The 26,482-nt window shown below is 34.2% G+C and carries 26 protein-coding genes; 20 read left to right on the top strand and 6 right to left on the bottom strand.

Going from position 1 to position 26,482, the window contains the following annotated elements; all coding sequences use genetic code 11:
* Window positions 1-19: 19 nt before the first annotated feature.
* Window positions 20-568, bottom strand: coding sequence for a hypothetical protein (locus GYW75_RS07380; RefSeq protein ID WP_174798903.1), 549 nt, complete (start codon window positions 566-568; stop codon window positions 20-22).
* A gap of 646 nt (window positions 569-1,214) precedes the next feature.
* On the opposite strand from GYW75_RS07380, the gene GYW75_RS07385 reads away from it, so the two are divergent.
* The 4 genes from GYW75_RS07385 (at window position 1,215) to GYW75_RS07400 (ending at window position 4,953) form a co-directional block, all read left to right on the top strand.
* Window positions 1,215-2,216 (top strand): hypothetical protein, encoded by a 1,002-nt coding sequence (locus GYW75_RS07385; protein ID WP_238786434.1) that lies wholly within the window; start codon window positions 1,215-1,217, stop codon window positions 2,214-2,216.
* A 392-nt stretch (window positions 2,217-2,608) separates the two neighbouring features.
* Entirely contained in the window at window positions 2,609-3,346 is a 738-nt protein-coding gene (locus GYW75_RS07390) for a carbonic anhydrase (RefSeq protein WP_034914950.1), read from the top strand.
* A 430-nt stretch (window positions 3,347-3,776) separates the two neighbouring features.
* On the top strand, window positions 3,777-4,265 hold the full coding sequence (locus GYW75_RS07395) for an STY0301 family protein (protein WP_034914955.1): 489 nt from the start codon (window positions 3,777-3,779) through the stop codon (window positions 4,263-4,265).
* Window positions 4,266-4,425: 160 nt separating this feature from the next.
* Complete coding sequence (locus GYW75_RS07400; protein ID WP_174798905.1) at window positions 4,426-4,953, top strand: STY0301 family protein; 528 nt, start codon at window positions 4,426-4,428, stop codon at window positions 4,951-4,953.
* Between the two features lie 117 nt (window positions 4,954-5,070).
* Here the strand turns inward: GYW75_RS07400 and GYW75_RS07405 are convergent, their stop codons facing one another.
* Window positions 5,071-5,631: a hypothetical protein gene (locus tag GYW75_RS07405; protein WP_065589853.1), complete on the bottom strand. Its 561-nt coding sequence runs from the start codon at window positions 5,629-5,631 to the stop codon at window positions 5,071-5,073.
* A gap of 246 nt (window positions 5,632-5,877) precedes the next feature.
* On the bottom strand, window positions 5,878-6,444 hold the full coding sequence (gene efp, locus GYW75_RS07410) for an elongation factor P (RefSeq protein ID WP_034914965.1): 567 nt from the start codon (window positions 6,442-6,444) through the stop codon (window positions 5,878-5,880).
* Window positions 6,445-6,477: 33 nt separating this feature from the next.
* Here efp and epmB point away from each other — a divergent pair, with 33 nt between their 5' ends.
* The 6 genes from epmB (at window position 6,478) to nudC (ending at window position 11,000) form a co-directional block, all read left to right on the top strand.
* Entirely contained in the window at window positions 6,478-7,506 is a 1,029-nt protein-coding gene (epmB, locus tag GYW75_RS07415) for an EF-P beta-lysylation protein EpmB (RefSeq protein WP_174798906.1), read from the top strand.
* A gap of 211 nt (window positions 7,507-7,717) precedes the next feature.
* Window positions 7,718-7,858 carry a 50S ribosomal protein L34 gene (gene rpmH / locus GYW75_RS07420; RefSeq protein ID WP_025314679.1) on the top strand — a complete coding sequence of 47 codons (141 nt, stop codon included), beginning with the start codon at window positions 7,718-7,720 and terminating at the stop codon, window positions 7,856-7,858.
* 11 nt (window positions 7,859-7,869) lie between these two features.
* Window positions 7,870-8,226: a ribonuclease P protein component gene (rnpA, locus tag GYW75_RS07425; protein WP_080702383.1), complete on the top strand. Its 357-nt coding sequence runs from the start codon at window positions 7,870-7,872 to the stop codon at window positions 8,224-8,226.
* A 47-nt stretch (window positions 8,227-8,273) separates the two neighbouring features.
* Window positions 8,274-8,516, top strand: a complete 243-nt coding sequence (gene yidD, locus GYW75_RS07430) for a membrane protein insertion efficiency factor YidD (RefSeq protein ID WP_034914994.1) — start codon at window positions 8,274-8,276, stop codon at window positions 8,514-8,516.
* Window positions 8,516-10,138, top strand: a complete 1,623-nt coding sequence (yidC, locus tag GYW75_RS07435) for a membrane protein insertase YidC (RefSeq protein WP_085163727.1) — start codon at window positions 8,516-8,518, stop codon at window positions 10,136-10,138. Before yidD ends, yidC begins: the two co-directional genes overlap by 1 nt.
* Before the next feature lie 58 nt (window positions 10,139-10,196).
* Window positions 10,197-11,000: an NAD(+) diphosphatase gene (nudC, locus tag GYW75_RS07440; RefSeq protein ID WP_174798907.1), complete on the top strand. Its 804-nt coding sequence runs from the start codon at window positions 10,197-10,199 to the stop codon at window positions 10,998-11,000.
* Here the strand turns inward: nudC and GYW75_RS07445 are convergent.
* The 3 genes from GYW75_RS07445 to hemB form a co-directional block, all read right to left on the bottom strand.
* Window positions 10,997-11,806, bottom strand: a complete 810-nt coding sequence (locus tag GYW75_RS07445) for a hypothetical protein (RefSeq protein WP_174798908.1) — start codon at window positions 11,804-11,806, stop codon at window positions 10,997-10,999. The two genes, nudC and GYW75_RS07445, sit on opposite strands and share 4 nt — an antisense overlap.
* Before the next feature lie 28 nt (window positions 11,807-11,834).
* Complete coding sequence (locus tag GYW75_RS07450; protein ID WP_174798909.1) at window positions 11,835-12,605, bottom strand: IS1 family transposase; 771 nt, start codon at window positions 12,603-12,605, stop codon at window positions 11,835-11,837.
* Window positions 12,606-12,889: 284 nt separating this feature from the next.
* Window positions 12,890-13,903: a porphobilinogen synthase gene (hemB, locus tag GYW75_RS07455; protein ID WP_085163724.1), complete on the bottom strand. Its 1,014-nt coding sequence runs from the start codon at window positions 13,901-13,903 to the stop codon at window positions 12,890-12,892.
* 185 nt (window positions 13,904-14,088) lie between these two features.
* Between hemB and rpsU the strand changes: the two genes are divergently transcribed.
* The 10 genes from rpsU to thrB all read left to right on the top strand — a co-directional run bounded on the left by rpsU (window position 14,089) and on the right by thrB (window position 26,439).
* On the top strand, window positions 14,089-14,304 hold the full coding sequence (gene rpsU / locus GYW75_RS07460; RefSeq protein WP_034882800.1) for a 30S ribosomal protein S21: 216 nt from the start codon (window positions 14,089-14,091) through the stop codon (window positions 14,302-14,304).
* A 143-nt stretch (window positions 14,305-14,447) separates the two neighbouring features.
* Window positions 14,448-16,229 carry a DNA primase gene (gene dnaG, locus GYW75_RS07465; RefSeq protein WP_174798910.1) on the top strand — a complete coding sequence of 594 codons (1,782 nt, stop codon included), beginning with the start codon at window positions 14,448-14,450 and terminating at the stop codon, window positions 16,227-16,229.
* Window positions 16,230-16,309: 80 nt separating this feature from the next.
* On the top strand, window positions 16,310-18,151 hold the full coding sequence (gene rpoD, locus GYW75_RS07470) for an RNA polymerase sigma factor RpoD (RefSeq protein ID WP_238786435.1): 1,842 nt from the start codon (window positions 16,310-16,312) through the stop codon (window positions 18,149-18,151).
* 73 nt (window positions 18,152-18,224) lie between these two features.
* A complete protein-coding gene (locus GYW75_RS07475; protein ID WP_034914119.1) occupies window positions 18,225-19,196 on the top strand; it encodes a bile acid:sodium symporter family protein in 972 nt (323 codons plus the stop codon).
* Window positions 19,197-19,266: 70 nt separating this feature from the next.
* Window positions 19,267-20,781 (top strand): inorganic phosphate transporter PitA, encoded by a 1,515-nt coding sequence (gene pitA / locus GYW75_RS07480; protein ID WP_065589862.1) that lies wholly within the window; start codon window positions 19,267-19,269, stop codon window positions 20,779-20,781.
* A 65-nt stretch (window positions 20,782-20,846) separates the two neighbouring features.
* Complete coding sequence (gene uspA / locus GYW75_RS07485) at window positions 20,847-21,299, top strand: universal stress protein UspA (protein ID WP_065589863.1); 453 nt, start codon at window positions 20,847-20,849, stop codon at window positions 21,297-21,299.
* Between the two features lie 180 nt (window positions 21,300-21,479).
* On the top strand, window positions 21,480-22,235 hold the full coding sequence (locus GYW75_RS07490; protein WP_174798911.1) for an SDR family NAD(P)-dependent oxidoreductase: 756 nt from the start codon (window positions 21,480-21,482) through the stop codon (window positions 22,233-22,235).
* A 139-nt stretch (window positions 22,236-22,374) separates the two neighbouring features.
* Window positions 22,375-22,704, top strand: a complete 330-nt coding sequence (locus GYW75_RS07495; protein ID WP_034914101.1) for a hypothetical protein — start codon at window positions 22,375-22,377, stop codon at window positions 22,702-22,704.
* Window positions 22,705-23,043: 339 nt separating this feature from the next.
* Window positions 23,044-25,500 (top strand): bifunctional aspartate kinase/homoserine dehydrogenase I, encoded by a 2,457-nt coding sequence (thrA, locus tag GYW75_RS07500; protein WP_174798912.1) that lies wholly within the window; start codon window positions 23,044-23,046, stop codon window positions 25,498-25,500.
* Window positions 25,501-26,439 carry a homoserine kinase gene (gene thrB, locus GYW75_RS07505; RefSeq protein ID WP_065589866.1) on the top strand — a complete coding sequence of 313 codons (939 nt, stop codon included), beginning with the start codon at window positions 25,501-25,503 and terminating at the stop codon, window positions 26,437-26,439. It begins immediately after the preceding gene.
* The last annotated feature ends 43 nt before the right edge of the window (window positions 26,440-26,482 follow it).

Here is a 26,482-nt window from a genome sequence, read left to right on the forward strand (position 1 = left end):
TACTGTCTAAATAACTTAATTATTCATAAATAGTTGTTAATCGAGAAAATCTTGTTCTTAATGAAATATAATCTTTTGAAAAATAATTAAATTTAATTTCTATCTCTTGGTTTATTAATTTAAATTTCATAATAACATAAGGATGAAAATCAAATTCTATAATAAAATAAGAATGAAAATTAAATTTAATAGTAAAATGAGGATGAGAATTAAATTTAGCTGAGAATAAATCATCATAATTAAGCCTTGTTACAATTTTATTTGTATCTTTATCTGTAAAACAGATTTGTTTGTTCATTCGATCAAAATACATAAAATTTTCGTAGGTTTTATCGCAATAAAAATTTGAACGCACAAACTCATCCTTAAACTCACTTTTAAAAATTGTAATATGTTTATTAATAATAATATTTGTGTATTTAATAAATACCAGATAGTAAGCTAAAACGCCAATAATGATAAATATGAGTCCAATATAATAATTTTTGAATAAAAAACTGCAAAAAGAAAAGGCCCCCAAAAGTGGCAAACATCCGCCAGCAATAAATCTTGTAATTGAAAATAACACCTATACCTCCTTTGTATTATGTGTAAATTATATTTTGAAAAAGATATTCAATATAATCAAGCTTTAATTCCTATAGTTAAACGTATAACAGCCTGAACATTTTTATTTTTTTAATGCTTCTTAAGCTTAGTAGGGTTTAGAACATTTTGGCCTTTTACGCAAGTTAATAATATCAGTGATATTGTCCAAATTAGGTTATTTTTATGCAAAATTTCATAATGCCTAGCGACACCTCCCTGATTGAAATACTAAACAGTTTTAGTTATCGACAGTCGATAATGTGCAAAAAATTCCCTATCCCTAAAGTTGAATTATTTTCATCTTTACATTTCTTTACAAAAAAGTCCGCCAAAAAACTAGCCAACAATTTTTAAAATGATTATACTTTTATCGCTATAGGAAAACAAGCTTATTAAACAAGCAAATAATTATAAAAATATAAATAAAACAAATAATTACTTGACAGGTGAACCATAATGCATTATCATTTTAGACACCAGACACCAGACACCAGCACTGGCAAACCTATGTCTTAAATTTATTAAATAATCTTATTCGACGAGTTTTTACACTAAGCTCATTTATACCTTCCAAATTATTTCTCAACGAATTATCGAAATTATCGTTCAAATCACCTAAAACAGCTTTGCTAGTATTAGCACTGTTATTATTGTCATCGTCATGGAATGTTCAGGCGAATGGTAAAAAGGCTCGAGCGGGTAATCGTAGTGATGCAATAATAATACCGTCGCCAGTTATCAATTATGCAAGGCCGAATCTACATGTGGGTACGGGCTTATCCGCAGGCCCAGCTGACATATGGAATCCTGATAAGGGCTTTTTAGTACAATCAATCAATCCTGAATCATACAGCCTAAATTTTCCGACTACAGGTGCGCATAATTTATATTTTGATTTACTCATAAGTGGAGTAGATATAAATGAATTGACATGGGAACCCGTTACTTTGGGGGGAATCACTGCAACAGTGACAAATGTTGTAGCTAATGACAGGTGGATTCCTCAAGAAGATAAAGGAGAAGTAGTTGTACGCGTTAAGCTAACAGGTCCAGAGGCAAGAAATCAATGGTACAATCCTCATCCTAACCCAATTGTTATGCCGCAGTTACCACAGACGTTTGAGTTAGTGGGTAGAGATATTAATACTGGTGATGAGGTAGTAAAATATGGATTTGAATTGAGGCAGTGGTTCTTCCCTCGGTGGGGGGATTGGTTGAGATATGATCGTTATAGTGAGGCGTCAGCATGGTGTAATGGTTTAGGTTATCGCATGCCGAGGGTAAACGATTTAACCAATACAATATGTAGTGAGCTCACGGGTTTCCCCTGTATATATGGTGTACGTGGCGCCAAGCCGTGGTCACGAACTGCGTTTTACATGCGTTACATAGGTGCAGGATTTTTCACGGAGTGGGGCGACTTGGGCTACTACGCTGATGCGAACTTCATCGACACCAAGCCCTACCACGTCAAAAGCTACTGGACAAGCGACGAGGCAGGAGGTATAGAAGGTATCTATCGATTCACTGTCGCCTACTCGGACAACAACGAAGAATTGGATTACAAAGGCAACGTCTTCCCCGTCCAAGCCGACCTTGGCATTTACACTATGTGCACCGCACCTTAGTTTTTAGCGTTTAGTCCTTAATCCTTAGGGCGCGGGGGGAGGTTATGGTGCTTGAGGGGACAATATAGACAAGAATAAAGCCCCCGCGCAAGTTGGGGCGCCGAGCTGGCAAAGCCTGCGAGGCTAGTATTTTAATGACTAAAAGTCAAAAAAGCTTCTGACTGATGATGCCAAAGCAATGATAACTTAATATAATTAAATATTATCATAATAAATATTGAGTAAAATTAGCAACAAATAAAACAGGTTATTTTGTAGCTTACTTTTTTGTTTAAATGTCAAACATTTTTTTTATAAAAATATTAAAAAGTGATGATATACGATTCTAGTAAGGTAATTTTTTGTGGCGTATAATTTGGTTCCACTAATCACTTTCTAGCTGTAAAACCAAGATGAAATTTAATGCAATAATTGTGGCTTTAATGGTTACTAGTCTATCTTGTGCTGCAACAGAACCTGCCCTTCATTGGGGTTATGAAGGCGAAAATAATCCAGAAAATTGGGGACACCTTTCGCCAGAGTTTTCAACCTGCGAAACAGGAAAAAATCAATCACCAATTAACATTGAACATGTTTTTAAAACGCACCACGATAAACTTAAACTGACGTTTAAACTAAGCAAGCAGGAAATCATTAATAACGGTCATACAATTCAAGTTAATGTTAATGATGGCAATACGCTTGAAATTGACAACGAGCTGTTTACGTTACAACAATTCCATTTTCATACGCCAAGCGAAAATAAAATTAAAGGCAAATACTTCCCGATGGAAGCTCATTTTGTTTATAAAAACAAAAATGGCGACTTAACGGTTGTTGCCTTGATGTTTAATAAAGGAAAACCTAATCCTGAATTAGCGAAAGCTTGGCAACAAATGCCAGAAGACGAAGGCAGTACCGCCACATTATCTCAATCAGTCGATATTAAGGCTTTATTGCCAAATAGATTGGATTTTTACCGCTTTAGCGGTTCACTAACAACTCCACCTTGTACTGAAGGCGTTCGATGGATTGTGTTAGAACAAGAAAGCAGTGCATCTGCTGAACAAATCGAAAAATTCCACTCAATCATGCATCACAACAATAATCGTCCAACGCAACCTTTGAATGGGCGAGTGATTGTTGATTAGTGTTTCTAGGCTCTGTTTAGTGTGAATAGAGCCTTGAATTTGTGCATTTATTATCTATCAACAAGTAAGATATATCGCTTATTTTTTAAGTAATTTTCTGCCTTGATAGTCACAACTCATATTCTATAAATACTATTAGTTAGCTTAAATTAGTTCACTTAACTATCGTTGTCTTTCTTAATTGATGAAGGCGATTATATTTAAATTAAGCTAGCAAAGAAAAGTTTTCTAACGATAGGATATTATCTTGTTTGCTAATATAACAATACTAAAAATCCCTAGAATAAACTAAAAATACAACTTAGGTTTGTAATAATACTTAATCAATAATCGATTAGATAATGCAGTTAATTAATGAATTAACTTATTAAAAAAGTTATATTATCTTCCAATAAAAATTACGTTTTATGATTAAAAAGGAATAGTTAACATGAAAGATAAAATTTTTACTATTACAGTAATATTATTAGCTGGGTTTGGCATGTCCTTTTCGGTTAACGCAATTTATGAGATAACTTGCCCCGATTCAGTTCAAGTAAAATCCATTCCGACGGAACTAGAAATATTGCCTGAAGGGTGGCAAATATTCGAACAAAAAAATCAGTTTTTGCAGGTTGATGATGGTGAAGTATATTCTGGTAAACCAGTGAATTTAGGACAGATGATACCTTTTACAATTACTATTAACGGTAAAAAATATAAACATTCATGGCATGTTGATACTAGTTATAATACATCCAATGATACTGGCTACTGGTTTAATTGTTCTTATTCATTTAATCGAGTTCGCCTGATAAAACGTATCGATTCGACCATGAAAACTTGTTGGGTAATAACTTCAAAAGATGCAAAAGGTAAAATGAAAGTAAAACTAAATTGCGATAAAAAAATACATGAAGGTCCACAATCTTTTTATTAAACGTGATGATAAAGTTAGTTTAAGTTTTCACAGTGAGTAAATTAGACAGTAAAAATAACCTTGGCTTGGATAGCTAATAGTCAATGCATTTTTTTTAATAAGATGATGTTAATTAGTCAAAATCATCTTATTTTTATACGATTAATTAGGAATAGAAAACGTGAAAAATAAAATTTTAAATTTAGCAACAATAGCCATAATAGGGGCAAGTTTTTGTGATTCAGTTAACGCAAATGAAGAGATAGTTTGTCCCGAATCGGTAACAATAAAATATTCTAAACCTGATTTAGAAGTTGTACCTGATGGTTGGGAAGTGTCTGAAGAAGGCTATGATATAAAAAAAATTGATAGTTTAATTTTGCCAGAAGATATTGCTCACAGTACTTCTTTACGTCGACTAAATCAAGTAGAAGTATATTCAGGAAAATCAGCCGATTCCGCAAAACAAATAAAACCTAAGCCAGCGACAATAAATGGGAAAAAATATAAGGCAGTTTGGTTGTTAGATGGTAGTAATGATACCAATAAATTGAGCTTTTGGGCTAGCTGCAATTATAGCTATAATAACAAAGTACAACTGATAAAGCCTATTGATGCCTCGCTGAAAACTTGTTGGGCAATTTATACCCAAGATCAGCAACAAGGAACACTTGCTAAATTAGTGTGTAGCGCTGAAAAGGTAAAATAATTTTAGTTTGGATATTCGGGAATGTGTTCAAATTTACCACAAAATATTGTCCATTAAAGATTAATTAAGATGGTCGGTTGTGCCCCCCTTACTTTTTTGGGATTAGATCGTTATAGATTACTTTTGTATATGTTGATTTATAAAATGAATGACAGGTCGCCAGACTTCCTGTTCTGGTGCTTGATAATCCCATAAAGGTGTAACCAGATCATCTAATATTTTTAATTTAGTGATAAAATTTTTTGAGTAGGTTTGACGTTGTTCTTCCGAAATGGCTAATAATCTTTCTGAAGAAATATATTTGCGCTTTTGCCGTGGGTTTTCAATAAAATTGGCTAAACTACATAATTCTTTTTCATTTTCACATTCTGAATAGGAAAAGGGATAAGTTTGTTCTACTTGTTCAAAAGCATCTGCAATTTGTGGTAAATTTACCGCTTTCATTGCGGGTACGATATATTTTGCTGTAGCATAATTCCATAAAAGATTACACCAACCATCACTTTGCCAGTGGCTGATGGTATGAATGACAACAAAAGCATAAAAGGCATCGCGATCCAGCTTTGTGCTTAGATCAGATTCGCAAGGTATATATTCATAAATTTTATCAAAGATTTCTATTACATCCTCAAAATCAGATAGCTTTTTATTCTGAGTTAACATATTAATTGTTATCATTCTATTTCCTTATCTTATTTTATTTGAATTTTAACATATTTGAAAAGTAATGATATTTTATTTAGATGCTGTCTTAAAACTATACTTTTTACTGGGTATGTAAAAATTGTGTTGATAATTAAATTTGGATAGACCTTAAAAGGTTTTAATCATTGTATTGGCGTAAAACGGTGAGATTAAATTTATGCTGTTTAGATGAAAAAGAGAGGTTAGTGCAACCTCTCTTGTTCTGCGATAAATGTTAATTTATTTTACGCGTGATACGTATTCACCTGAACGGGTATCTACTTTAAGGATCTCGCCAATTTGTACAAATAAAGGCACGCGAACAACTGCACCTGTTGATAATGTTGCTGGTTTACCACCTGTTCCTGCTGTGTCGCCTTTTAAACCTGGATCAGTTTCGATTACTTCAAGTTCAACAAAATTTGGTGGTGTTACTGCAATCGGTTGGCCGTTCCATAAAGTTAAAATACATTCCGCTTGATCAACTAACCATTTTGCATTGTCGCCAACCGCTTTGGCGTCAGCCGAAAGTTGCTCAAATGTATCGTTATTCATAAAATGCCAAAATTCACCATCGGTATAAAGATAAGTTAAATTCATATCAACAACGTCAGCGGCTTCAACTGATTCGCCTGATTTGAATGTTTTGTCGACAGTTTTGCCTGAAAGTAATTTTTTAATTTTTACACGATTAATAGATTGACCTTTACCTGGTTTATAAAACTCATTTTCAACAATGACACACGGTTCGCCGTCTTGCATTATTTTAAGACCAGCTTTAAACTCATTAGTACTATAAGATGCCATAAAAGCTCCAACTAAAATTCTGAATTACAAAAAATGAGTCGTATTATACAGCAAAAAGTTGAACTACCAAATAATAAAGATGAGTGGATTTTTGATCTGGCCAATGTTGTGACAGATATCAACGTTTTATACTCCTATTTAGGACTAGATCCCAATACCATTTCAATCCTCATGCAACAAGCAAAAAAGGCGTTTCCGCTTCGAGTTCCTAGGGCTTTTATTAATCGAATGGAAAAGGGTAATAGTAATGACCCACTTTTGTTACAGGTGCTTTGTGATGATAGGGAGTTATTTAAAGTTGAAGGGTATAGTCATGACCCATTACAAGAGCAAGATAATGCCATTCCTGGATTATTGCATAAGTATCACAATCGGGCATTATTGATCACTAAGACCGCTTGTGCAATTAACTGCCGTTACTGTTTTAGACGGCATTTCCCTTATCATGATAATCAAGGATCTAAGAAGAATCTTGCCATTGCGCTTGAATATATTGCAAATCATCCTGAACTTGATGAAATTATTTTATCAGGAGGTGATCCGTTAATGGCAAAAGATCATGAAATGGCTTTTTTGATTAATGCACTTGAAAAAATCCCTCATGTTAAGCGTTTACGGATTCATACGCGTTTGGCTGTTGTTATTCCTTCACGAGTAACGGCTGAACTTTGTCGGTTATTTGTTGAAAGTAGGTTGCAAATTGTAGTAATTACTCACATTAATCATTCAAATGAAATTGATAATGCAGTTGCTGACGCAGTTGGGCTTTTAAAAAAGAGTGATGTGATTGTGCTAAATCAAAGTGTATTACTGAAAAATATTAATGATAATGCCAATGTTTTGGCTCAGTTAAGTAATAAACTTTTTGATATTGGCATTTTGCCTTATTACATTCATTTATTAGATAAAGTACAAGGAGCTGCTCATTTTCTAGTTGATGATAACTCAGCTAAATTAATAATGAAACAGCTTGCCGAGCAAGTATCTGGTTATTTAGTGCCTAAATTAGCGCGCGAAATCGGTGGTGAGAAAAGTAAACAAGTACTTACTTTTTGGAATTAGTTAATTGTTTTTTTTAATTATAACTTATTATTTTATAATCTATTTATTCTATTTTATTTTATCGTATGGTAATTAAGGGTTAATGGGATTTATCTGTAAAAATCTCATTGACGAAAAATAAAATAGGCACTATAATTCCGACCTCTTTAATTAATGCTGTGGAGTTTTTACTCTGCAACCTGTTGATAATTAGATTTGGATATAAATCGTCATGAAACGCACATTTCAACCATCAGTATTAAAACGCAATAGAACTCACGGTTTCCGTGCTCGTATGGCAACTAAAAACGGTCGTCAAGTTCTTGCTCGCCGTCGTGCTAAAGGCCGTGTTCGTTTAACCGTTGCTAGCTGATTTAAAGTTGGGTGATTAAGTTCACTTTTCCTCGGGAGTTGCGATTGTTAACTCCCTTTGATTTCAATCATGTCTTCCAAGAGTCCATTCGGGCTGGTTCTCCGTTTTTAACTTTAGTTGCACGAAAAAATAACTACAATCATATGCGGTTAGGGTTTGCTATAGCTAAAAAACAAGTGAAACGAGCTCATGAGCGTAATCGTATAAGGCGACTGGCTAAAGAGTATTTTCGGCTTCATCAACATCAATTTCCTAATATTGATTTTATTGTGATGGCCAAACAGCCAGTTATCGACTTAGATAATCAGCAACTCGTTGAAACACTGAATAAATTATGCCAACGAATCATAGCCAAATACGAGGCTTGAATAAATTTAAATTGATTATTAAACAGCATATTTATGCATTTAACTATATGATAGTTAATGTTTTTGTGTTTTTTGTTCGTGTTTATCAACGTTTTATTAGTCCTTTATTAGGTCCTAAATGTCGCTTTACACCGACATGTTCACAGTATGCAATAATTGCACTGAGACGCTTTGGATTAATAAAAGGTGGTTGGCTAACCGTTAAACGTGTATTAAAATGTCATCCTTTACATGAAGGAGGAGAAGATTTTGTTCCTCCAAAAATTAAAACCAATAGAGAAAAACACTAATGGGATCTCAACGTAATATTTTAGTCATTGCTTTACTTTTTGTATCTTTTTTTATTTGGAAAGCGTGGGAAGAAGATCACACACCTAAACCCCCGATCGAAAACCAATTAACACAACAAAGTGATGATGGCTCAATAGCTGGCGCAGTAGGTAAAACAATTACTGTAAAATCAGATGTGCTGTCACTCACTATTAATACTTATGGTGGGGATGTTCAGGCTGCACAATTATTGAAATATGAGCAAACGCTTCATTCTGGTACGCCTTTCCAATTATTAACATCTCGTCCAGATTTTGTTTATGTTGCTGAAAGCGGATTAACAGGTAAGGATGGCCCTGATAATGCAAATCAAGGATCAAAACGCCCAGTCTATCAAACTGAAAAGTCAGAATATGTTTTAGCTGATGGGCAAGATGAATTGCGTGTTCCTCTTACTTATCAAGTTAATGGTGTAAGTTATACTAAATACTATATATTACACCGTGGTAGTTATTCTATTGATGTTCAGTATGATATTAATAACCAAAGCAGTGCACCTGTTGATGTTGCCATGTATGGTCAATTAAAACAAACAATTAAATTACCTGATGATATTCCAACCGAAGGTGGTAGTGGATTAGGACAAAGCGCATTCCGTGGTACAGCTTACTCTAGTTCTAGTTCTAATTATAGTAAATACAGTTTTGATGATATCAAAGATAAAGCTTTATCGGTTGAGACTCAAACGGGTTGGATTGCGATGTTGCAACACTATTTTGCTTCCGCATGGGTACCCGCACAGGATAAAAATAATCTATTTTATTCTCGTGCAACGACTAATAATTCTCAAGCAACAATTGGTTTCAAAAGTGAATCAGCAGTTATTCCTGCGGGGAGTTCACAAATTATTGGTGCAAAATTATGGTTAGGACCAGAAATTCAAAGCCAATTGAAAGAAACAGCCAATCATCTTGATTTAGTTGTTGACTATGGATGGTTATGGTTTTTATCACAACCGTTGTTTTATTTGTTGAAGTTTATTCAGAGTTTTGTTGGTAACTGGGGCTTCTCAATTATTGTTATCACATTTATTGTTCGAGGTATTTTATTCCCATTAACTCGTGCTCAGTATCGTTCAATGGCGAAAATGAAGTTGTTACAGCCTCGCATACAAGCTTTAAAAGAGCGTTATGGTGATAATAGGCAAAAAATTAGTGTAGAAACAATGGCGCTTTACAAGCAAGAAAAAGTGAATCCATTAGGTGGTTGTCTGCCATTAATTATCCAAATGCCGATTTTTTTATCATTGTTCTATATGTTAAGTAGTACAGTTGAACTACGACATGCGCCATTTGCGCTTTGGATTTATGATTTATCAGCGCAAGATCCATACTATATTTTGCCTTTATTAATGGGTGTCAGTATGTTTTTAATTCAGAAAATGTCACCAACACCTGTTACCGATCCACTACAACAAAAATTAATGACTTATATGCCATTAATTTTTACGTTGTTCTTCTTATGGTTCCCATCAGGCTTGGTTTTATATTATATCGTCAGTAACTTATTCACAATTGCTCAGCAACGAATTATTTACTGGGAACTTGAGAAAAAGGGACTTCACGAGAAGAAAAAGAAATAGTATCGATTAAAAGGAGGAGTAATCCTCCTTTTTTGTTTTTATCTTTGGTGTTAATAATATGAATATACAGCAACAATTTAATTTAATAGGTAATGAAAACGGTTATTGGTTTGTAAGTGCTAATGGACGATTATGGCTGCCTAATGGTGAAGTTCCTGTTGGGTGTGCTGATGAATTTGGTTTTACCAATAAAATTGCTCAACCAATAGGTGAATGGAATGGGCAAACAGCTTGGCTGATTTGTGATGAAATGAAAAATGCGATGAGTTCAGTTCGTTCATTACTTGATAGAACAGATCAATCATTATTTAATTTAGCTGGTCGGGCTGTGCAACTTTCTGAGTTTTATCGTTCCCACAAATATTGTGGATATTGTGGGCATGAGATGTATATCAGTAGCACGGAATGGTGTTGTCTATGCGATCACTGCAAAGAGCGCTATTATCCACAAATTTCACCATCTATTATTGTGGCTATTCGTCATAATAATAAAATTTTATTAGCAAAACATGTTAGGCATAATCAAGATAACTTATATACCGTTTTAGCTGGTTTTACTGAAATCGGTGAAACAATGGAAACAGCCGTTGAACGAGAAGTATTTGAAGAATCAAAAATAAAAATTAAAAATATTCGTTATGTTGGTTCGCAACCTTGGCCATTTCCAAATTCATTAATGATGGCTTATTTAGCTGATTATGATAGCGGTGAAATAGTGGTAGATAAAAACGAACTCATTGAAGCAAATTGGTACCATTATACAGAGTTACCTAAAATTCCTGAGTATGGCACCATTGCTAGACGCTTAATTGAGGATACAATTATACTTTGCCGCGAATACGATGAATATGGCAATGACTAATTATATTGAATTGTTCTTGTTAGATTAACTGTTTTTGATTCGTCACCTGTTGTAATACACACAGCTTTAGTCCAATCACTGTTTGGATTATAATCTGAATAAGTACAAGTTTCTATTAGTTCTACCTCTTGTTCGTTTTTATCATTAATGATGATGTCTCCATTTGATGATAATTTAAAGGTTTTGATAATAGTTTTTTCTAATTGATTGTTTGCGTTATATACAAATTCTTTTTCTTGAGCCAACACAGGGAATTTTGTTTTTTCATCTACAGGAATATAGGCATTATATAACACGAGTTCTACACGATTGTTGTCATAAATAATTTTGCTGTTAAAAATGATATTATTTTCTGCAAAATGCGATAGAGTTGTTTCAACTAAACGATCTTGTTCATCGAACTCTGAACTTGCGACGATATCATTTTCATTGTTTTTCATGCCTAGTATATTTTGTGAAGAATCAAAAGTAATATCGTAAACGTTTCTGGTATCGCCCATGCCGTAGCTATATTTAGCTGTGTCGTAGTTAATTTCGCCATGTAGCCCTTCTAAATCATAATTAGCTACAAAGCCTTTGTCATTGTAGTTAATTATCTTAGTTGATGAGCCTTGAATATGCTGTTGTTTAATCATTTTACTAAATGGTAAGAGCTCTGGCTCAGTATGGAAAAGGTAGCTATTAATAACTGCTGTTGGTAGTTGTGGTAAGGATTTTTTGTCAGATGTTTTTTTATCATCGCAACCGTTAATTAGTATTGTACTGCTAATTATGCACGTATATAAAAATAAATTATTTTTTCTCATAGTTCTATTTTCCTTTTATCCTGTTTTCTTATTTATTTTTGCACCATACTGCAAGTGCTTCACATTGCCAATCTTTCATCATATAGTACCAAGCAGAGCGCCATTTACGTACTGTATCATTGTGTAAATTTAAAGCTTTTCCTATTTGTGAGTTATTAGCCCCAGAAACAAGTAACTCAATGAATTGTAACCACAATTCAGGTTTGGGTATACGGTTTAAACTAGTGTTGCTTAAAAGACTAAAGCTATGTCGACACCGTTTGCAGCGATAGCAAGTGCGAGAACCAATTTTGGTTGTTTCGTTAGAACCGCAGTGTTTACAAGTTGGATTTTGTTCATTCAATAAGGCAGTTACTTTATCTTTAATGGTATTGTATTGTTCCACTAAAGATGGCATTAGTTTTGTTTGTTTTTGATGTGTATACCAGTTATGTAATGATGGATAATAGCTTTGAAGATAGTTAATAATAGCTCGATCTCGTCGTATAACTTTTTCGAGCGATGTTTCGAGTCGGTCCGCAATTTCTTTATAGCCCATTTTATTTATTCGGTTGGTAAAAATAAACTCTAACCAATTATAGGGCATTAAACGATAGAAAGGAGTATTGGTTGAAACGGTAAAATATTTATGACAGTCTTTACAACGATATGTTTTATTAGGTTTTGAACGAATTATATAGAATTCAGTTTTTTTACAGAAGGGACAAGATTGCACATGTTGCGATGTTATTTCTTCTAGGTCATGATGAAAAGCTTTAAATTCATCATGTAATTCGTTTGGTACGAGTTCATAAATCATTTTTTATTCCCTTATCACTTATCCCCGTAAATATTATCAGATTTTTACATAAACATATAGCTTTCCTGAAACTTTTTTACATTTTCTAGTAAAGTAAAATAATTGTCCAAGTATAAATATGATAATTAATGTTTATCTATAAATTTCTTATACTGGTGAATTAAAAAGAAGTGTAAAAGTGCTATTAAATAATATGATTAATAATGTGATTTGATGAATATGAGATACTAGATAGGTAATTAAATGCTCCTTCCAATTTGAAAAGAGCAGTATTTCAAAAAATATTATTTTTGTTGATGCAACCATTCGGCTACTTGTTTGGCAAAATAGGTTAATATTCCATCGGCACCAGCACGTTTAAAGCAAAGTAAAGATTCCATAATTGCTGATTTTTCATCTAACCAACCATTTTGAATTGCCGCTGTTAACATAGCATATTCGCCAGAAACTTGATAAGCAAAAGTTGGGACAGCAAAGGTGTCTTTAACTCTTCGAACGATATCAAGATAAGGCATACCAGGTTTAACCATGACCATATCTGCACCTTCACTTAAATCTTGATAGATTTCTTGTAATGCTTCATTACTATTAGCAGGATCGAGTTGATAAGTTTTTTTATTACCACCTTTAATATTTTTCGCAGAGCCGACAGCATCACGAAAAGGTCCATAAAAACTTGATGCGTACTTTGCGGAATAAGCCATAATTTGTGTGTTAAAAAAACCGTGCTTTTCGAGTTCGTTACGTATTGCTCCAATGCGTCCATCCATCATGTCACTTGGTGCGATAATATCCACACCTGCTTGAGCTTGCATTAATGCTTGTTTAACAAGCGTTTCAACAGAGATATCATTTTGTACATACCCTTGTTCATCAATAATGCCATCTTGTCCATGCGTGGTATATGGATCAAGTGCGACATCAGTTAATACACCGAGCTCTGGAATTTCTTTTTTTAATGCTCGAACAGCTTTTGGTACTAACCCATTTTCGTTATATGCTTCTTGTGCTAATGAGGTTTTTTTTGATGGTTCAATAGCGGGAAATAGTGAAAGAACAGGAATTCCTAATTTAGCTACTTGTTCCGCTTCTTTTAACAATACGTCAATACTCATTCGATTAACGTTTGGCATCGAGGTAATTGATTCAGTAATATTATTTCCTTCAACAATAAAAACCGGATAAATTAGATCGTTGGCCGTCAAACTATGTTCTGCAACCATACGACGACTAAAGTCATGGGCACGATTACGGCGTAGGCGGCGCTTTGGATATTGACCAGTAATTAATGATGGCATGAAATACTCCTGTTTATTCTCAATTAGATTTGATTTATTATCTGACTCTATATGCTGATTAGCAAATTAATTTGTTATCTTGTAATAATTCTATTTTTTACTTTACAACATATATCGATTGAGGGTAAAATTGCGCACTAATTTTAATCCCTTGTGATATTAAACAAATTTGAGGTGAGAGGCACATGCCAGTAATTAAAGTACGTGAAAATGAACCTTTCGATGTAGCGTTACGTCGTTTCAAACGTTCTTGTGAAAAAGCAGGAGTTTTAGCTGAAGTTCGTAATCGTGAATTTTACGAAAAACCAACTACTATTCGTAAACGAGCTAAAGCAGCAGCTGTTAAACGCCATGCTAAAAAATTAGAAAGAGAAAACGCTCGTCGTACTCGCTTATATTAATATTTTAAGATTATTTATACTGAAAACTAAAATTGATATTAAAAATCAATTTATTATCTTTTTGATATAAAGAATTCTAACAAGCCGTATTTTGATACGGCTTGTTGTCTTTTTATAACACCATAACTGGTTAAAGTTTTATCATGAAAGGTCTTATTCCTCGCGATTTCATCTTGGATTTAACTGCTCGAACTAACATTCTTGATGTGATTGGTAAACGCGTTAAAATGAAAAAAAAGGGGAATAATTATTTTGGTTGTTGCCCTTTTCATGATGAAAAAACAGCTTCGTTTTCTCTTAATGAAAAAAAACAGATCTTTTATTGTTTTGGATGTGGCGCATCAGGATCTGTTGTTAATTTTCTAATGCAATATGAGCGGTTATCTTTTCCTGAAGCTATTGAGGAGTTAGCTAGCTTGCAAGGGATTCGTGTCCCTTATATTGATAACGATAAAAATCAAATTGATCAATCAAAGCACATTGAATCTAGAAATGTACGTCGAGATCTATATACTTTGATGGGCAAAATCACTGATTTTTATCAGCAACAATTAGCATTATCTACATCTACTGATGCTCAAAAATATCTTGGGCAACGGGGACTCAATGCAGAAATTATAGCACGGTATAGAATTGGTTTTGCGCCTAATGAGTGGCGTTTAACTTCACAAAGTGTGGTTAAAACAAAAGCTGAAGAAGCACTTTATGAACAAGCCGGCATGCAAGTCAGCCACGATAGGGGTAATCAATATGACCGTTTTCGTGGAAGAATCATGTTTCCTATTCGCGATAGACAAGGCAATGTTATCGCGTTTGGTGGACGAACTATCATTAATGATTCTGCAAAATATATTAATTCACCAGAAACCCCCATTTTTCATAAAGGCTTTCAACTTTACGGACTTTATGAAACGCTAGAAGTCAATCGTAATCCTCAGCAACTGATGGTGGTTGAAGGCTATATGGATGTGGTTTCGCTTGCTCAATATGGCATTGATTATGCTGTTGCTGCTTTAGGTACGGCTACATCAGAGGAGCATATTAAATTATTATTTAGAGCAACAGATTCGGTAATATTTTGTTATGACGGCGATAATGCTGGACGAAGCGCTGCTTGGCGGGCACTTAATGTTTTATTACCTTGCTTAATCGATGGTAAGAAAATAACTTTTGCTTTTTTACCTCAAGATGAAGATCCTGATAGTTTTGTGCGTAAAGTCGGTAAGGATAATTTTGAAAAATATTTAAATGAATCTTCAAATTTGTCGAAATTTTTATTTGATGAACTTTTGAAACAGGTTGATTTAAAAACGGCTGAAGGAAAAGCAAAATTGAGTTCGCTAGCTTTACCGCTACTTGATCAAATTAAGGCAAAAGCCTTTAGATTAAATTTACTGCAGAAGCTCGGTAATTATTTAGGTTTACTTGATGTATCTCAATTAGAACAATTAATTCAAGAAAATCGTTCCCAACGTGATGAAAAGGCAAATGAAAAAGCGCCTACATCACAAATGAAATTAACAACGATGCGAGTTTTAATTGGTTTATTACTTCAATATCCTAATCTTGCTGAGCAAGTTTCTGATATAAATGTGATTCGCCAGGTTAAAATGGCCGGGATCGAGATTTTTGTTGAATTACTTGAACTATGTCAACGTTATCCCAATATAACTACTGCACAAATATTAATAGAGTGTATGGATAGACCGTTTTATAAGCAGTTGAATCGTTTATCCACCTGGGAGTGTCATTATCAAGATGGCGAAATAGGCTCAATTTTTTCACATACTTTAAAAGAGTTATATGATAATATACTCGCCCAAAGGCAAGATGAACTAATCGCAAAAGAGAGAGTCTCCGGCTTAAGCACCGCAGAGAAAAAAGAATTGGCGACTTTAATACTTGTTTTATCAAAAAAAGACTAAATATATAGAGTACGTGTAGATTCCAGATATTGTTCTACATGCATAATATAAATGACCAAATAACTAAAATGGATACCTTTATGGAGCAAAATTCTCAATCACAGTTAAAACTCCTAATCATTCGAGGTAAGGAGCTAGGATACCTGACCTATGCTGATGTCAACGATCACTTGCCTGAAGAGATTATTGATTCAGATCAGATTGAAGATATTATCCAAATGATTAATGATATGGGGATTCAAGTTCTTGAAGAAGCCCCTGATTCTGATGAGTTATTACTTTCAGATAATGTCCCTGATGAAGAAGCTGTTGAAGCTGCAACAGCATTAGTATTATCTAATGTTGAGTCAGAAATTGGTAGAACAACTGATCCTGTTCGTATGTATATGCGTGAAATGGGAGCGGTTGAACTGTTAACGCGTGAAGGCGAAATCGATATTGCTAAGCGTATTGAAGATGGTATTAATCAAGTTCAAACTTCGGTATCCGAATATCCAGAAGCTATAACTTATCTTTTAGAGCAATATAATTTAATCGAAAGTGGACAAGTTCGTTTATCTGATTTAATTACAGGTTTTGTTGATCCAAATGCTGAAGAAGTTGTTGAAGAGTTACCTGAAGATTTAGACGTTAGTGAAACCGAAATTGAAATCGATGATAGCGATGATGATAGTGAGGATGATGAAAACGAGGCATCAACTGATGATGATGTTTCTATCGATCCCGAAGTTGCTAAAGCTAAATTTGCCGAATTAAAAGAGCAACATGATAAAACGTCTGACGCTATTAAAAAATATGGCCGTGCTCATAAAAAAGCACAAAAAGAGATTGAAAATCTATCAGAAATATTTAAACAATTCCGTTTAGTTGCTAAGCAGTTTGATATTCTTGTTAATAACATGAGAAGCATGATGGAGCGTGTTAGAACTCATGAACGTGTTATTATGAGGATTTGTGTTGAAAAATGCAAAATGCCGAAAAAACTGTTTATGACTTATTTTACCGGCAACGAAAATAACATGGATTGGTTTAAGAAAGCTTTAACATCGAAAGGTGCGTTTGCGGCTAATTTAAAAGATTTTGAAACTCAAATTGCTGCGCAAGTTGATTTGTTACAACAAATTGAAACTGAAACAAGTCTTTCTATTGAGCAAATCAAAGATATTAATCGACGTATGTCTATTGGCGAAGCTAAAGCACGTCGAGCTAAGAAAGAAATGGTAGAAGCTAACTTACGACTAGTTATTTCTATTGCGAAAAAATACACCAACCGAGGATTACAATTCTTAGATCTTATCCAAGAAGGTAATATTGGCTTGATGAAAGCAGTTGATAAATTTGAATATCGTCGTGGTTATAAATTCTCAACTTATGCAACTTGGTGGATAAGACAAGCGATTACTCGTTCTATAGCTGACCAAGCAAGGACAATTCGTATTCCGGTACATATGATTGAAACAATTAATAAGTTAAATCGTATTTCTCGTCAAATGTTACAGGAAATCGGTCGTGAACCAACACCTGAAGAGTTATCTGAACGCATGCAAATGCCTGAAGATAAAATTCGTAAAGTGCTTAAAATTGCTAAAGAGCCAATTTCGATGGAAACACCAGTTGGTGATGACGAAGATTCGCATTTAGGTGATTTTATTGAAGATACAGCTCTTGAGCAACCGCTAGATGCGGCGACTTCTGAGAGTTTACGTAGCGCAACTCGCGATATTTTATCAGGATTAACGCCTAGAGAAGCGAAAGTGTTACGTATGCGATTTGGTATTGATATGAATACAGATCATACGCTAGAAGAAGTTGGTAAGCAATTTGATGTAACTCGTGAACGTATTCGTCAAATTGAGGCTAAGGCGCTGAGAAAATTACGTCATCCAAGTCGATCTGATGTGCTTCGTAGTTTCTTAGAATAAATTTTATCTTTCTTGTATATCGCCACTTTTGTGGCGATTTTTTTATTCTTGTTAATCAAAGATATTAAAAATCATGAATATATTTCAACGTGTTAAGATTGATTCATTCTTATTGATTCTAATTTGTGTTGTGATTACAGCTAGCTTTTTTCCTTGTGAAGGACAGGCTAAAACGGTTTTTGAATACCTTACAACTTTTGCTATTGGCTTGCTATTTTTTATGCATGGCGCAAAACTTTCTTTTCAAGCAATTGTCTCTGGTATAAAAAATTGGCGATTACATTTGTTAATATTTACAACTACATTTGTAATATTCCCAGTTTTAGGCATGATGATGCAGTTATTAGTGCCCACTTTTTTATCACATGATATTTATTTAGGTTTTGTTTATCTTTGTGTTTTACCAGCAACAGTGCAGTCTGCAATAGCATTTACTTCAATAGCTAAAGGTAATGTGGCAGCAGCTATTTGCAGTGCCTCAGCATCAACGTTATTGGGGGTGTTTATTACCCCGCTTTTAGTTGGATTGTTAATACATACTCAAACCTCGGCATCAATGAACATAATTGATGCCATTACCTCTATTATGCTGAAACTGATGTTGCCTTTCGTTGTCGGGCATTTATCTAGACGTTTTATTGGTCAATGGGTAGATAAGTATAAAAATATTATTTCTAAAACAGATCGTTTGTCGATTTTATTAGTGGTTTATGTCGCGTTTAGTGATGCAGTTGTTAATGGTATATGGTCGCAAGTCGGTTTTTTATCTTTGTTAAATATTATATTTTTCTCAATTATTCTGTTAGTTATAGTTTTATTTATTACCACTTATAGTGCAAGATTTTTTGGTTTTAGCAAACAAGATGAAATCACAATTGTATTTTGTGGTTCAAAAAAGAGCCTAGCAAGTGGTATTCCAATGGCAAGTGTTATCTTCCCCATGTCGATGATGGGTATTTTGATCCTACCTTTAATGATCTTTCATCAAATCCAATTAATGATTTGTGCTTTTTTGGCTGCACGTTATGCTAAACGAAAAATGTAAAAAATTGTTTTGCTCATTAGCTTATTCTCAAGGATAATAGTGGCGCTAATTAACAACAGAAAGATATATTATGTTTCATCTATTTGCTGATTTAGAATTTTCAACCATTATATTATTAGTCTTAGCTTTACTTTTTGTACTCTTTTATGAGGCTATTAATGGATTTCATGATACTGCTAATGCTGTTGCCACTGTTATTTATACAAGGGCATTGAAAGAACAACTTGCCGTTTTTATGGCCGGAGTATTTAATTTCTTTGGCGTACTACTTGGTGGGCTTAGTGTGGCTTATGCCATTGTGCATTTGTTACCAACTGATTTATTACTTAATGTAAGCTCTACTCATGGGCTTGCTATGGTATTTTCTATTTTATTTGCAGCAATCATTTGGAATTTAGGTACTTGGTTTGTTGGTATTCCTGCATCAAGTTCACATACTTTAATTGGTTCTATTATTGGCGTAGCACTTGCAAATGCATTGGTTATGGATACATCAATTATTGATGCGCTTAATATTCCTAAGATGATTCAAATCTTTTTATCCTTGATTGTTTCACCAATAGTTGGTCTTGTTATTGCTGGGTTAATGATTTTTTGTCTGCGTAAGTATTGGACACGTAAAGGGCAAAGTAAAAAGAGTAGTAAAAAAAGAGAACGCATCTTTATGACTCCAGAGCAGCGAGAAAAACTTTATGGTAAGAAAAAGCCACCTTTTTGGATCCGAATAATGCTTATTATTTCTGCTGCAGGTGTGAGTTTTTCTCATGGTGCTAATGATGGACAAAAAGGTATTGGTTTATTAATGTTGGTATTGATGGGTATCGCTCCTGCTGGCTTTATTGTTAATATGAATGCGTCTACCTATGATATTACTAACACTCGTAATGCTATTGATAATATTCAGGAGTACTTTGTTACTCACAATGATGATCTAACTACGATAATAGGTAAACAACCTGCATTAGACACAAGTATTCCAGAAGGCGATTTGAATAAGTATCATTGTGACTATTCACATTCATTTATCACACTGGGTATTGCTCATAATTTATTTAATAAAATGAATAATTATGAATCACTCACTGTTGAACAACGTTCACAAGCTAGACGCATATTATTATGTTTATCGGATACTGTTTCGCATGTTGCTAAACAAGCTAATGTAACAGCAGAGGAAAAACAATATCTGAAATCTTTGAATAACGATTTACTTAAAACTGTTGAATATGCGCCGATTTGGATCATTATTTCGGTAGCTTCAGCACTAGCAATTGGAACAATGATAGGATGGCGTCGTGTAGCTATTACTATTGGTGAAAAAATTGGTAAAAAAGGGATGACTTACGCACAGGGCGTGTCGGCACAAATCACTACGGCTTTATCAATTGGGATTGCAAGTTATACTGGTATGCCTGTTTCAACAACTCAAGTTCTTTCTTCATCTGTGGCAGGTACAATGATTGTTGATGGTGGTGGCGTTCAAAGTAAGACCATTAAAAATATTGCATTAACTTGGATTTTAACACTTCCAATTTCAATTTTGTTATCTGGGTCACTTTTTTGGCTTGCTCAAAAATTGATTTAGTAGTAAAAAGAGAGTATCAATTTTGTAGTTTTATCTGACCGTTAAATTGGAAGGAGTAATGTATCATGGCTTATAAACACATATTAGTTGCAGTAGATTTATCACCTGAAAGTGAAGTTCTTGTCGAAAAAGCAGTTTCTATGGCTAGGCCTTATAATGCTCAAATATCTTTGATTCATGTTGGTATTAATTATTCGGATCTTTATACTGGTTTAGTTGATATTAATATGAATGATATGAAAGACCGAATTACTGAAGATGCGCATATTGCATTAAATAAACTAGCCAATGATGCGGGATATCCTATAGCTCATACTCTTTCTGGGAATGGTGAATTTGACCAAGTATTAATCGAAGCAATTCATGAATATGGCGCTGACCTTGTCGTGTGTGGTCATCATCAGGATTTTTGGAGTAAGTTGATGTCTTCTGCTCGTCAACTTATCAATAATACACATATTGATACCTTGATTGTTCCGCTAAAAGATGAAGAACCAGCAGAAGAACCTGCTAAATGAAGTATTAAATATCAACCCGCTTAATTAGCGGGTTTTTTATAGATATTAGATAGTTTTTTGTAAAAAACTTTCAGGTAACTATGTGTTTCAGTATATTTTTATGTACTACTTTTTGTTTATGCATATAGTCGTTTATCGAAATATACTCCAATTTTAACTTAGTTTATAAGGGGATTTAATATGAATATAGCTTTGGTTAGTGGTGCATCCTCTGGTTTTGGGCAAGCTATTTGCCGTAAACTTATAGCAGATGGTTATAAAGTTGTAGGCTTAGCTAGACGTGCAGATAAATTACAAAACCTTGCAGATGAATTAGGTGCTAATTTCTTTTCATTACCATTAGATATAACTAAAAAAGATGCAGTAAATACTATTTTATTGCAATTACCAAATGAATTTAAGCCCATAGATATTTTAATAAATAATGCAGGTCTAGCATTAGGTTTAGAACCTGCTTATGAAGCAGATTATAACGATTGGGAAACAATGATTGAAACTAATATTATTGGGCTAGTAAATCTAACTCGACAAATATTACCAGAAATGGTTGAGCGCAATTTTGGTTATATTATTAATCTTGGATCTGTGGCTGGTACTTATGCTTATAAAGGCGGAAATGTTTATGGTGCATCTAAAGCTTTTGTTAAACAATTTAGTGCTAATTTGCGTACCGATTTATTAGGGAAAAAGGTTAGAGTTACTAATATCGAACCGGGATTATGTGGTGGTACAGAGTTTTCAAATGTTCGCTTTCATGGCGATAACCAGAAAGCCGCACAGGTTTATCAGGGTGTTGAATTTATTACTCCTGAAGATATAGCCAATACTGTCTCTTGGTTAATTAATACACCAAATCATTTTAATGTTAACTCAATTGAAATAATGCCTGTTGCACAAGCATCGGCAGGATTGTCTATTTGTAAAGAGGCCAAATAATATCCCTTTTTTATTAATTTTTCTTCTGTTGATTTTTAGTAGAAATTAAAAAAATTTGTTTGGCAAACAAAATAGACTTGCACTTATGCTAATGGGTTGTTATTCTTTCTTCTTGTGATTTTGATTGAGGTTTATGGCAATGACATTTTCTGAAGTAACGAAAACATTTGCGACAAGTTTGCCTGGTACTGATAGTTATGTAAAGTTAAGAAAGGCAATGAGAGCATTAATTCAAGAAGATCCAAAAAATGCATCGGTTTATTTTTTGATTTTTGGATTTGCTCGTACGTATGTTATGTTATATGAAGATCAAGAAGTATCGCCGCAATTTGCCGAAGATAATCAAAAGCTAATGTTATCGTATCTTAATATTTTAGATGAAGCATTAAAAAAACAAGATGAAAAGTGCATATATCAAGCATTGAATAAAGTTGTTAATGAATACGAAAATAGCAAAAAGGTTTTTTAAAATTACAGCCTGACATGAAAATGTTGGGCTGTTTTGTTTTTTAGTTTAATTAAATATTTTTTAGGGAAAATCATGATAATTTTAGTTAGTATGACAGGAATTATTAGCACCTTAGGTACTATTATGCTATCTAGGGCGGGTTGATTTTTTCAATAAATATTAAAAAACCCGCCCCCTAAAGGCGGGTTTTTTATTTTGCATGGAAATAAAGTAGTTAACCTGTGCAAAAAAATTAAAAACAGAATTAGCATGATAAGACTACAAGATTATAAATAAGTTCTAAAAACTATAATTATAGATAGTAATGGGCATAAACTAAGATAATAAGTAAGGTGTGATATGAAAGTTTTAAAATTTGGAGGAACATCTGTTGCTAACGCAGAACGCTTTTTGCGAGTTGCAGAAATTATTGAAAATAATGCTAAACAAGAGCAAACCGCCACTGTTTTATCGGCACCTGCTAAAATTACCAACCATTTAGTAGCCATGGTTGAAAAAACGGTTGCTGGGCAAGATATCAAAAGTAACATTTATGATGCTGAAAAGATATTTGCAGATCTATTAGCAGGTCTTGCAAAAGCTCACCCTAATTTTGCTTATGAAGAGATGAAGCATTTTGCTCTTAATGAATTAAAGCATGTTAAGCAATTACTTGAAGGTATCCGTTTACTCGGTCAATGTCCTGATAGTATCAATGCATCAATTATTTGTCGTGGAGAAAAGCTATCAATTGCTATTATGCAAGAACTTCTCAAAGCAAGAGGCCATACGATCACGGTAATAGATCCTGTTGCTATGCTTATTGCAGAAGGTGGTTATTTAGAATCGACTGTTAATATACCTGAATCGGCTCATCGAATTGCTGAAATGCACATTCCACAAGACAATTTTATTCTAATGCCCGGTTTTACCGCTGGTAATGAAAAAGGTGAATTAGTTGTGCTTGGACGAAATGGTTCTGATTATTCTGCAGCCGTATTAGCAGCTTGTTTAAGAGCAAATAGCTGTGAAATATGGACCGATGTTGATGGAGTTTATACTTGTGATCCCCGTATTGTACCAGATGCCAAATTACTAAAAACAATGTCTTATCAAGAGGCGATGGAACTTTCATATTTTGGAGCAAAAGTACTTCATCCAAGAACTATTTTACCTATTGCCCAATTTCAGATTCCTTGTTTAATCAAAAATACAAATAACCCTGATGCACCAGGCACATTAATTGGTGCTAATATTGTTGACTCAACCACACCTGTAAAAGGTATTACCAATTTAAATAACATGGCAATGATCAATGTTTCAGGTCCAGGGTTAAAAGGTATGGTTGGTATGTCGGCACGTGTGTTTTCTGCAATGTCTTATGCTGGCATTTCAGTTGTACTTATTACTCAATCATCATCTGAATACAGCATTAGTTTTTGTGTGCCACAAACAGAACTTTATCGTGCAGAAGAAGCTTTAAGTGATGAATTTTTCTTAGAATTAAAAGATGGATTACTTGAACCGATCGAGGTGATGGAAAGGCTTGCTATTATCTCTGTAGTGGGCGATGGTATGCGTACCTTACGAGGTTTATCAGCTAATTTCTTTACAGCATTAGCCAGAGCTAATATTAATATTGTTGCTATAGCACAAGGTTCATCTGAACGCTCAATTTCAGTTGTAGTTGATAATGATGTTGCTGTAATGGGCGTTCGTGTTGCGCATCAGATGTTATTTGGTACTGATAAAATGCTTGATGTCTTTGTTATTGGTGTTGGTGGGGTTGGTGGTGCGCTTGTCGACCAAATCGGACGTCAACAGAAATGGCTTAAAAACAAACAGATTGATTTGCGAGTATGTGGTTTGTTTAACTCTAAACACAGCATAACCAATAGAGACGGTATTGATCTTAGTAATTGGCGTGATCAAATCAAACAGAGTGATACTAAATATTCATTAGATAGTATTATTGAGTTTGCCAAATCTAATCGATTACTTAATCCGATTCTCGTTGATTGTACTTCTAGTAGCGAAGTATCTGACAAATACGCTGATTTTTTAGCTAATGGCTTTCATGTCGTTACACCAAATAAAAAAGCAAATACCAGCTCAATGGCCTACTATTTACGCTTACGCCAAGAAGCTGCAAAAAGTAAGCGTAAATTCCAATATGATACCAATGTAGGGGCAGGGTTACCGGTAATTGAAAATCTTCAAAATCTACTTAATGCAGGTGATGAGTTAATCAAGTTTTCGGGAATTCTATCTGGATCGCTTTCTTTTATATTTGGTAAACTTGATGAAGGCATGTCACTGTCTGAAGCAACTAAATTGGCTAAAGAGAAAGGTTTTACTGAACCTGATCCTCGAGACGATCTATCTGGAACCGATGTAGCTAGAAAGTTACTTATTTTAGCTAGAGAATCAGGTTTACAATTAGAATTGGATCAAATCAATGTCGAATCCGTATTACCTCCTGAATATGCACAAGGTAGCATTGATGATTTCATGGCCAAATTACCGCAGTTAGATGCACATTTTAAAGCAAAATCTGAACAAGCAGCAAAAGAAGGTAAAGTTCTACGTTATGTGGGTAGCATAGAAAACCATCAATGCAGTGTTAGAATTGAAGCTGTCGATAGCGAAGATCCTCTTTATAAAGTCAAAAATGGCGAAAATGCCTTAGCTTTTTATACTCGTTATTATCAACCTATTCCTCTTGTATTACGTGGTTATGGTGCTGGTAATGATGTTACTGCAGCAGGTGTTTTTGCTGATATTTTACGTACAACATCAGGTAAAATCGGAGGTTAAATGAGTCATAAATCTTTAACCGTTTATGCGCCTGCATCAATGGCTAATATTAGCGTTGGTTTTGATATATTGGGCGCAGCAATTAGCCCGATTAGTGGCGCTATGCTTGGTGACTGTATTACAGTTGAATCTGCTAACGAATTTTCCCTTACTAGCAAAGGTCAATTTGTCAAAAAGCTACCACGTGATCCAAAATATAATATTGTATTTCAATGTTGGCAGCGATTTTGTCAAGCAATGGGTAAAACTTTACCTGTTAGTATGACTCTTGAAAAAAATATGCCAATTGGCTCTGGTTTAGGTTCAAGTGCGTGCTCAGTAGTTGGTGCATTGGTTGCATTAAATGAGTTTTTTGATAAACCTTTTAATGAATTTGAAATGTTATCCATGATGGGAGAACTTGAAGGTCGTATTTCGGGCAGTGTGCATTATGATAATGTTGCGCCATGCTATTTAGGTGGGATGCAACTTATTCTTAATGAGATGGGTATTATTAGTGAGTCGATTCCGCATTTTGATGATTGGTATTGGGTGATGGCTTATCCAGGTATAAAGGTATCAACGGCTGAAGCACGTGCAATTTTACCTGCTCAATATCAAAGGTCTGATTGTGTAGCACATGGTCGCTATGTGGGGGGATTTTTGCATGCTTGTTATACCAAACAACCTAAGCTGGCTGCCACAATGCTTTTTGATAATATTGCTGAGCCTTATCGTAAACAATTATTACCTAATTTTGATGAAACTCAAAAACGGGTTAAGCAACTTGGTGCTTTGTCATCGGGTATTTCAGGTTCAGGGCCAACAATATTTGTGATTGCAGATAAACTTGAAACAGCTCAGCAAATTGAATTATTACTTAAAAAATATTATTTGCAAAATGATGAAGGTTTTACTCATATTTGTAAAATTGATACTCAAGGAACAAGAGTTATTTAATGTTTACTATAAAAAGTAGAGTTAAATATAACAAAATTGCCAA

The sequence above is a fragment of the Gilliamella sp. ESL0232 genome (genome assembly GCF_013346885.1).
GTDB lineage: Bacteria > Pseudomonadota > Gammaproteobacteria > Enterobacterales > Orbaceae > Gilliamella > Gilliamella bombi.

Coding starts and splice junctions, on each gene's coding strand:
- GYW75_RS07390 (WP_034914950.1), top strand. CDS start 2,609: ATGAAATTTAATGCAATAATTGTGGCTTTAATGGTTACTAGTCTATCT.
- GYW75_RS07395 (WP_034914955.1), top strand. CDS start 3,777: ATGAAAGATAAAATTTTTACTATTACAGTAATATTATTAGCTGGGTTT.
- GYW75_RS07405 (WP_065589853.1), bottom strand. CDS start 5,631: ATGATAACAATTAATATGTTAACTCAGAATAAAAAGCTATCTGATTTT.
- efp (WP_034914965.1), bottom strand. CDS start 6,444: ATGGCATCTTATAGTACTAATGAGTTTAAAGCTGGTCTTAAAATAATG.
- epmB (WP_174798906.1), top strand. CDS start 6,478: ATGAGTCGTATTATACAGCAAAAAGTTGAACTACCAAATAATAAAGAT.
- rpmH (WP_025314679.1), top strand. CDS start 7,718: ATGAAACGCACATTTCAACCATCAGTATTAAAACGCAATAGAACTCAC.
- yidD (WP_034914994.1), top strand. CDS start 8,274: ATGATAGTTAATGTTTTTGTGTTTTTTGTTCGTGTTTATCAACGTTTT.
- yidC (WP_085163727.1), top strand. CDS start 8,516: ATGGGATCTCAACGTAATATTTTAGTCATTGCTTTACTTTTTGTATCT.
- nudC (WP_174798907.1), top strand. CDS start 10,197: ATGAATATACAGCAACAATTTAATTTAATAGGTAATGAAAACGGTTAT.
- GYW75_RS07445 (WP_174798908.1), bottom strand. CDS start 11,806: ATGAGAAAAAATAATTTATTTTTATATACGTGCATAATTAGCAGTACA.
- GYW75_RS07450 (WP_174798909.1), bottom strand. CDS start 12,605: ATGATTTATGAACTCGTACCAAACGAATTACATGATGAATTTAAAGCT.
- hemB (WP_085163724.1), bottom strand. CDS start 13,903: ATGCCATCATTAATTACTGGTCAATATCCAAAGCGCCGCCTACGCCGT.
- rpsU (WP_034882800.1), top strand. CDS start 14,089: ATGCCAGTAATTAAAGTACGTGAAAATGAACCTTTCGATGTAGCGTTA.
- dnaG (WP_174798910.1), top strand. CDS start 14,448: ATGAAAGGTCTTATTCCTCGCGATTTCATCTTGGATTTAACTGCTCGA.
- rpoD (WP_238786435.1), top strand. CDS start 16,310: ATGGAGCAAAATTCTCAATCACAGTTAAAACTCCTAATCATTCGAGGT.
- GYW75_RS07475 (WP_034914119.1), top strand. CDS start 18,225: ATGAATATATTTCAACGTGTTAAGATTGATTCATTCTTATTGATTCTA.
- pitA (WP_065589862.1), top strand. CDS start 19,267: ATGTTTCATCTATTTGCTGATTTAGAATTTTCAACCATTATATTATTA.
- uspA (WP_065589863.1), top strand. CDS start 20,847: ATGGCTTATAAACACATATTAGTTGCAGTAGATTTATCACCTGAAAGT.
- GYW75_RS07490 (WP_174798911.1), top strand. CDS start 21,480: ATGAATATAGCTTTGGTTAGTGGTGCATCCTCTGGTTTTGGGCAAGCT.
- GYW75_RS07495 (WP_034914101.1), top strand. CDS start 22,375: ATGACATTTTCTGAAGTAACGAAAACATTTGCGACAAGTTTGCCTGGT.
- thrA (WP_174798912.1), top strand. CDS start 23,044: ATGAAAGTTTTAAAATTTGGAGGAACATCTGTTGCTAACGCAGAACGC.
- thrB (WP_065589866.1), top strand. CDS start 25,501: ATGAGTCATAAATCTTTAACCGTTTATGCGCCTGCATCAATGGCTAAT.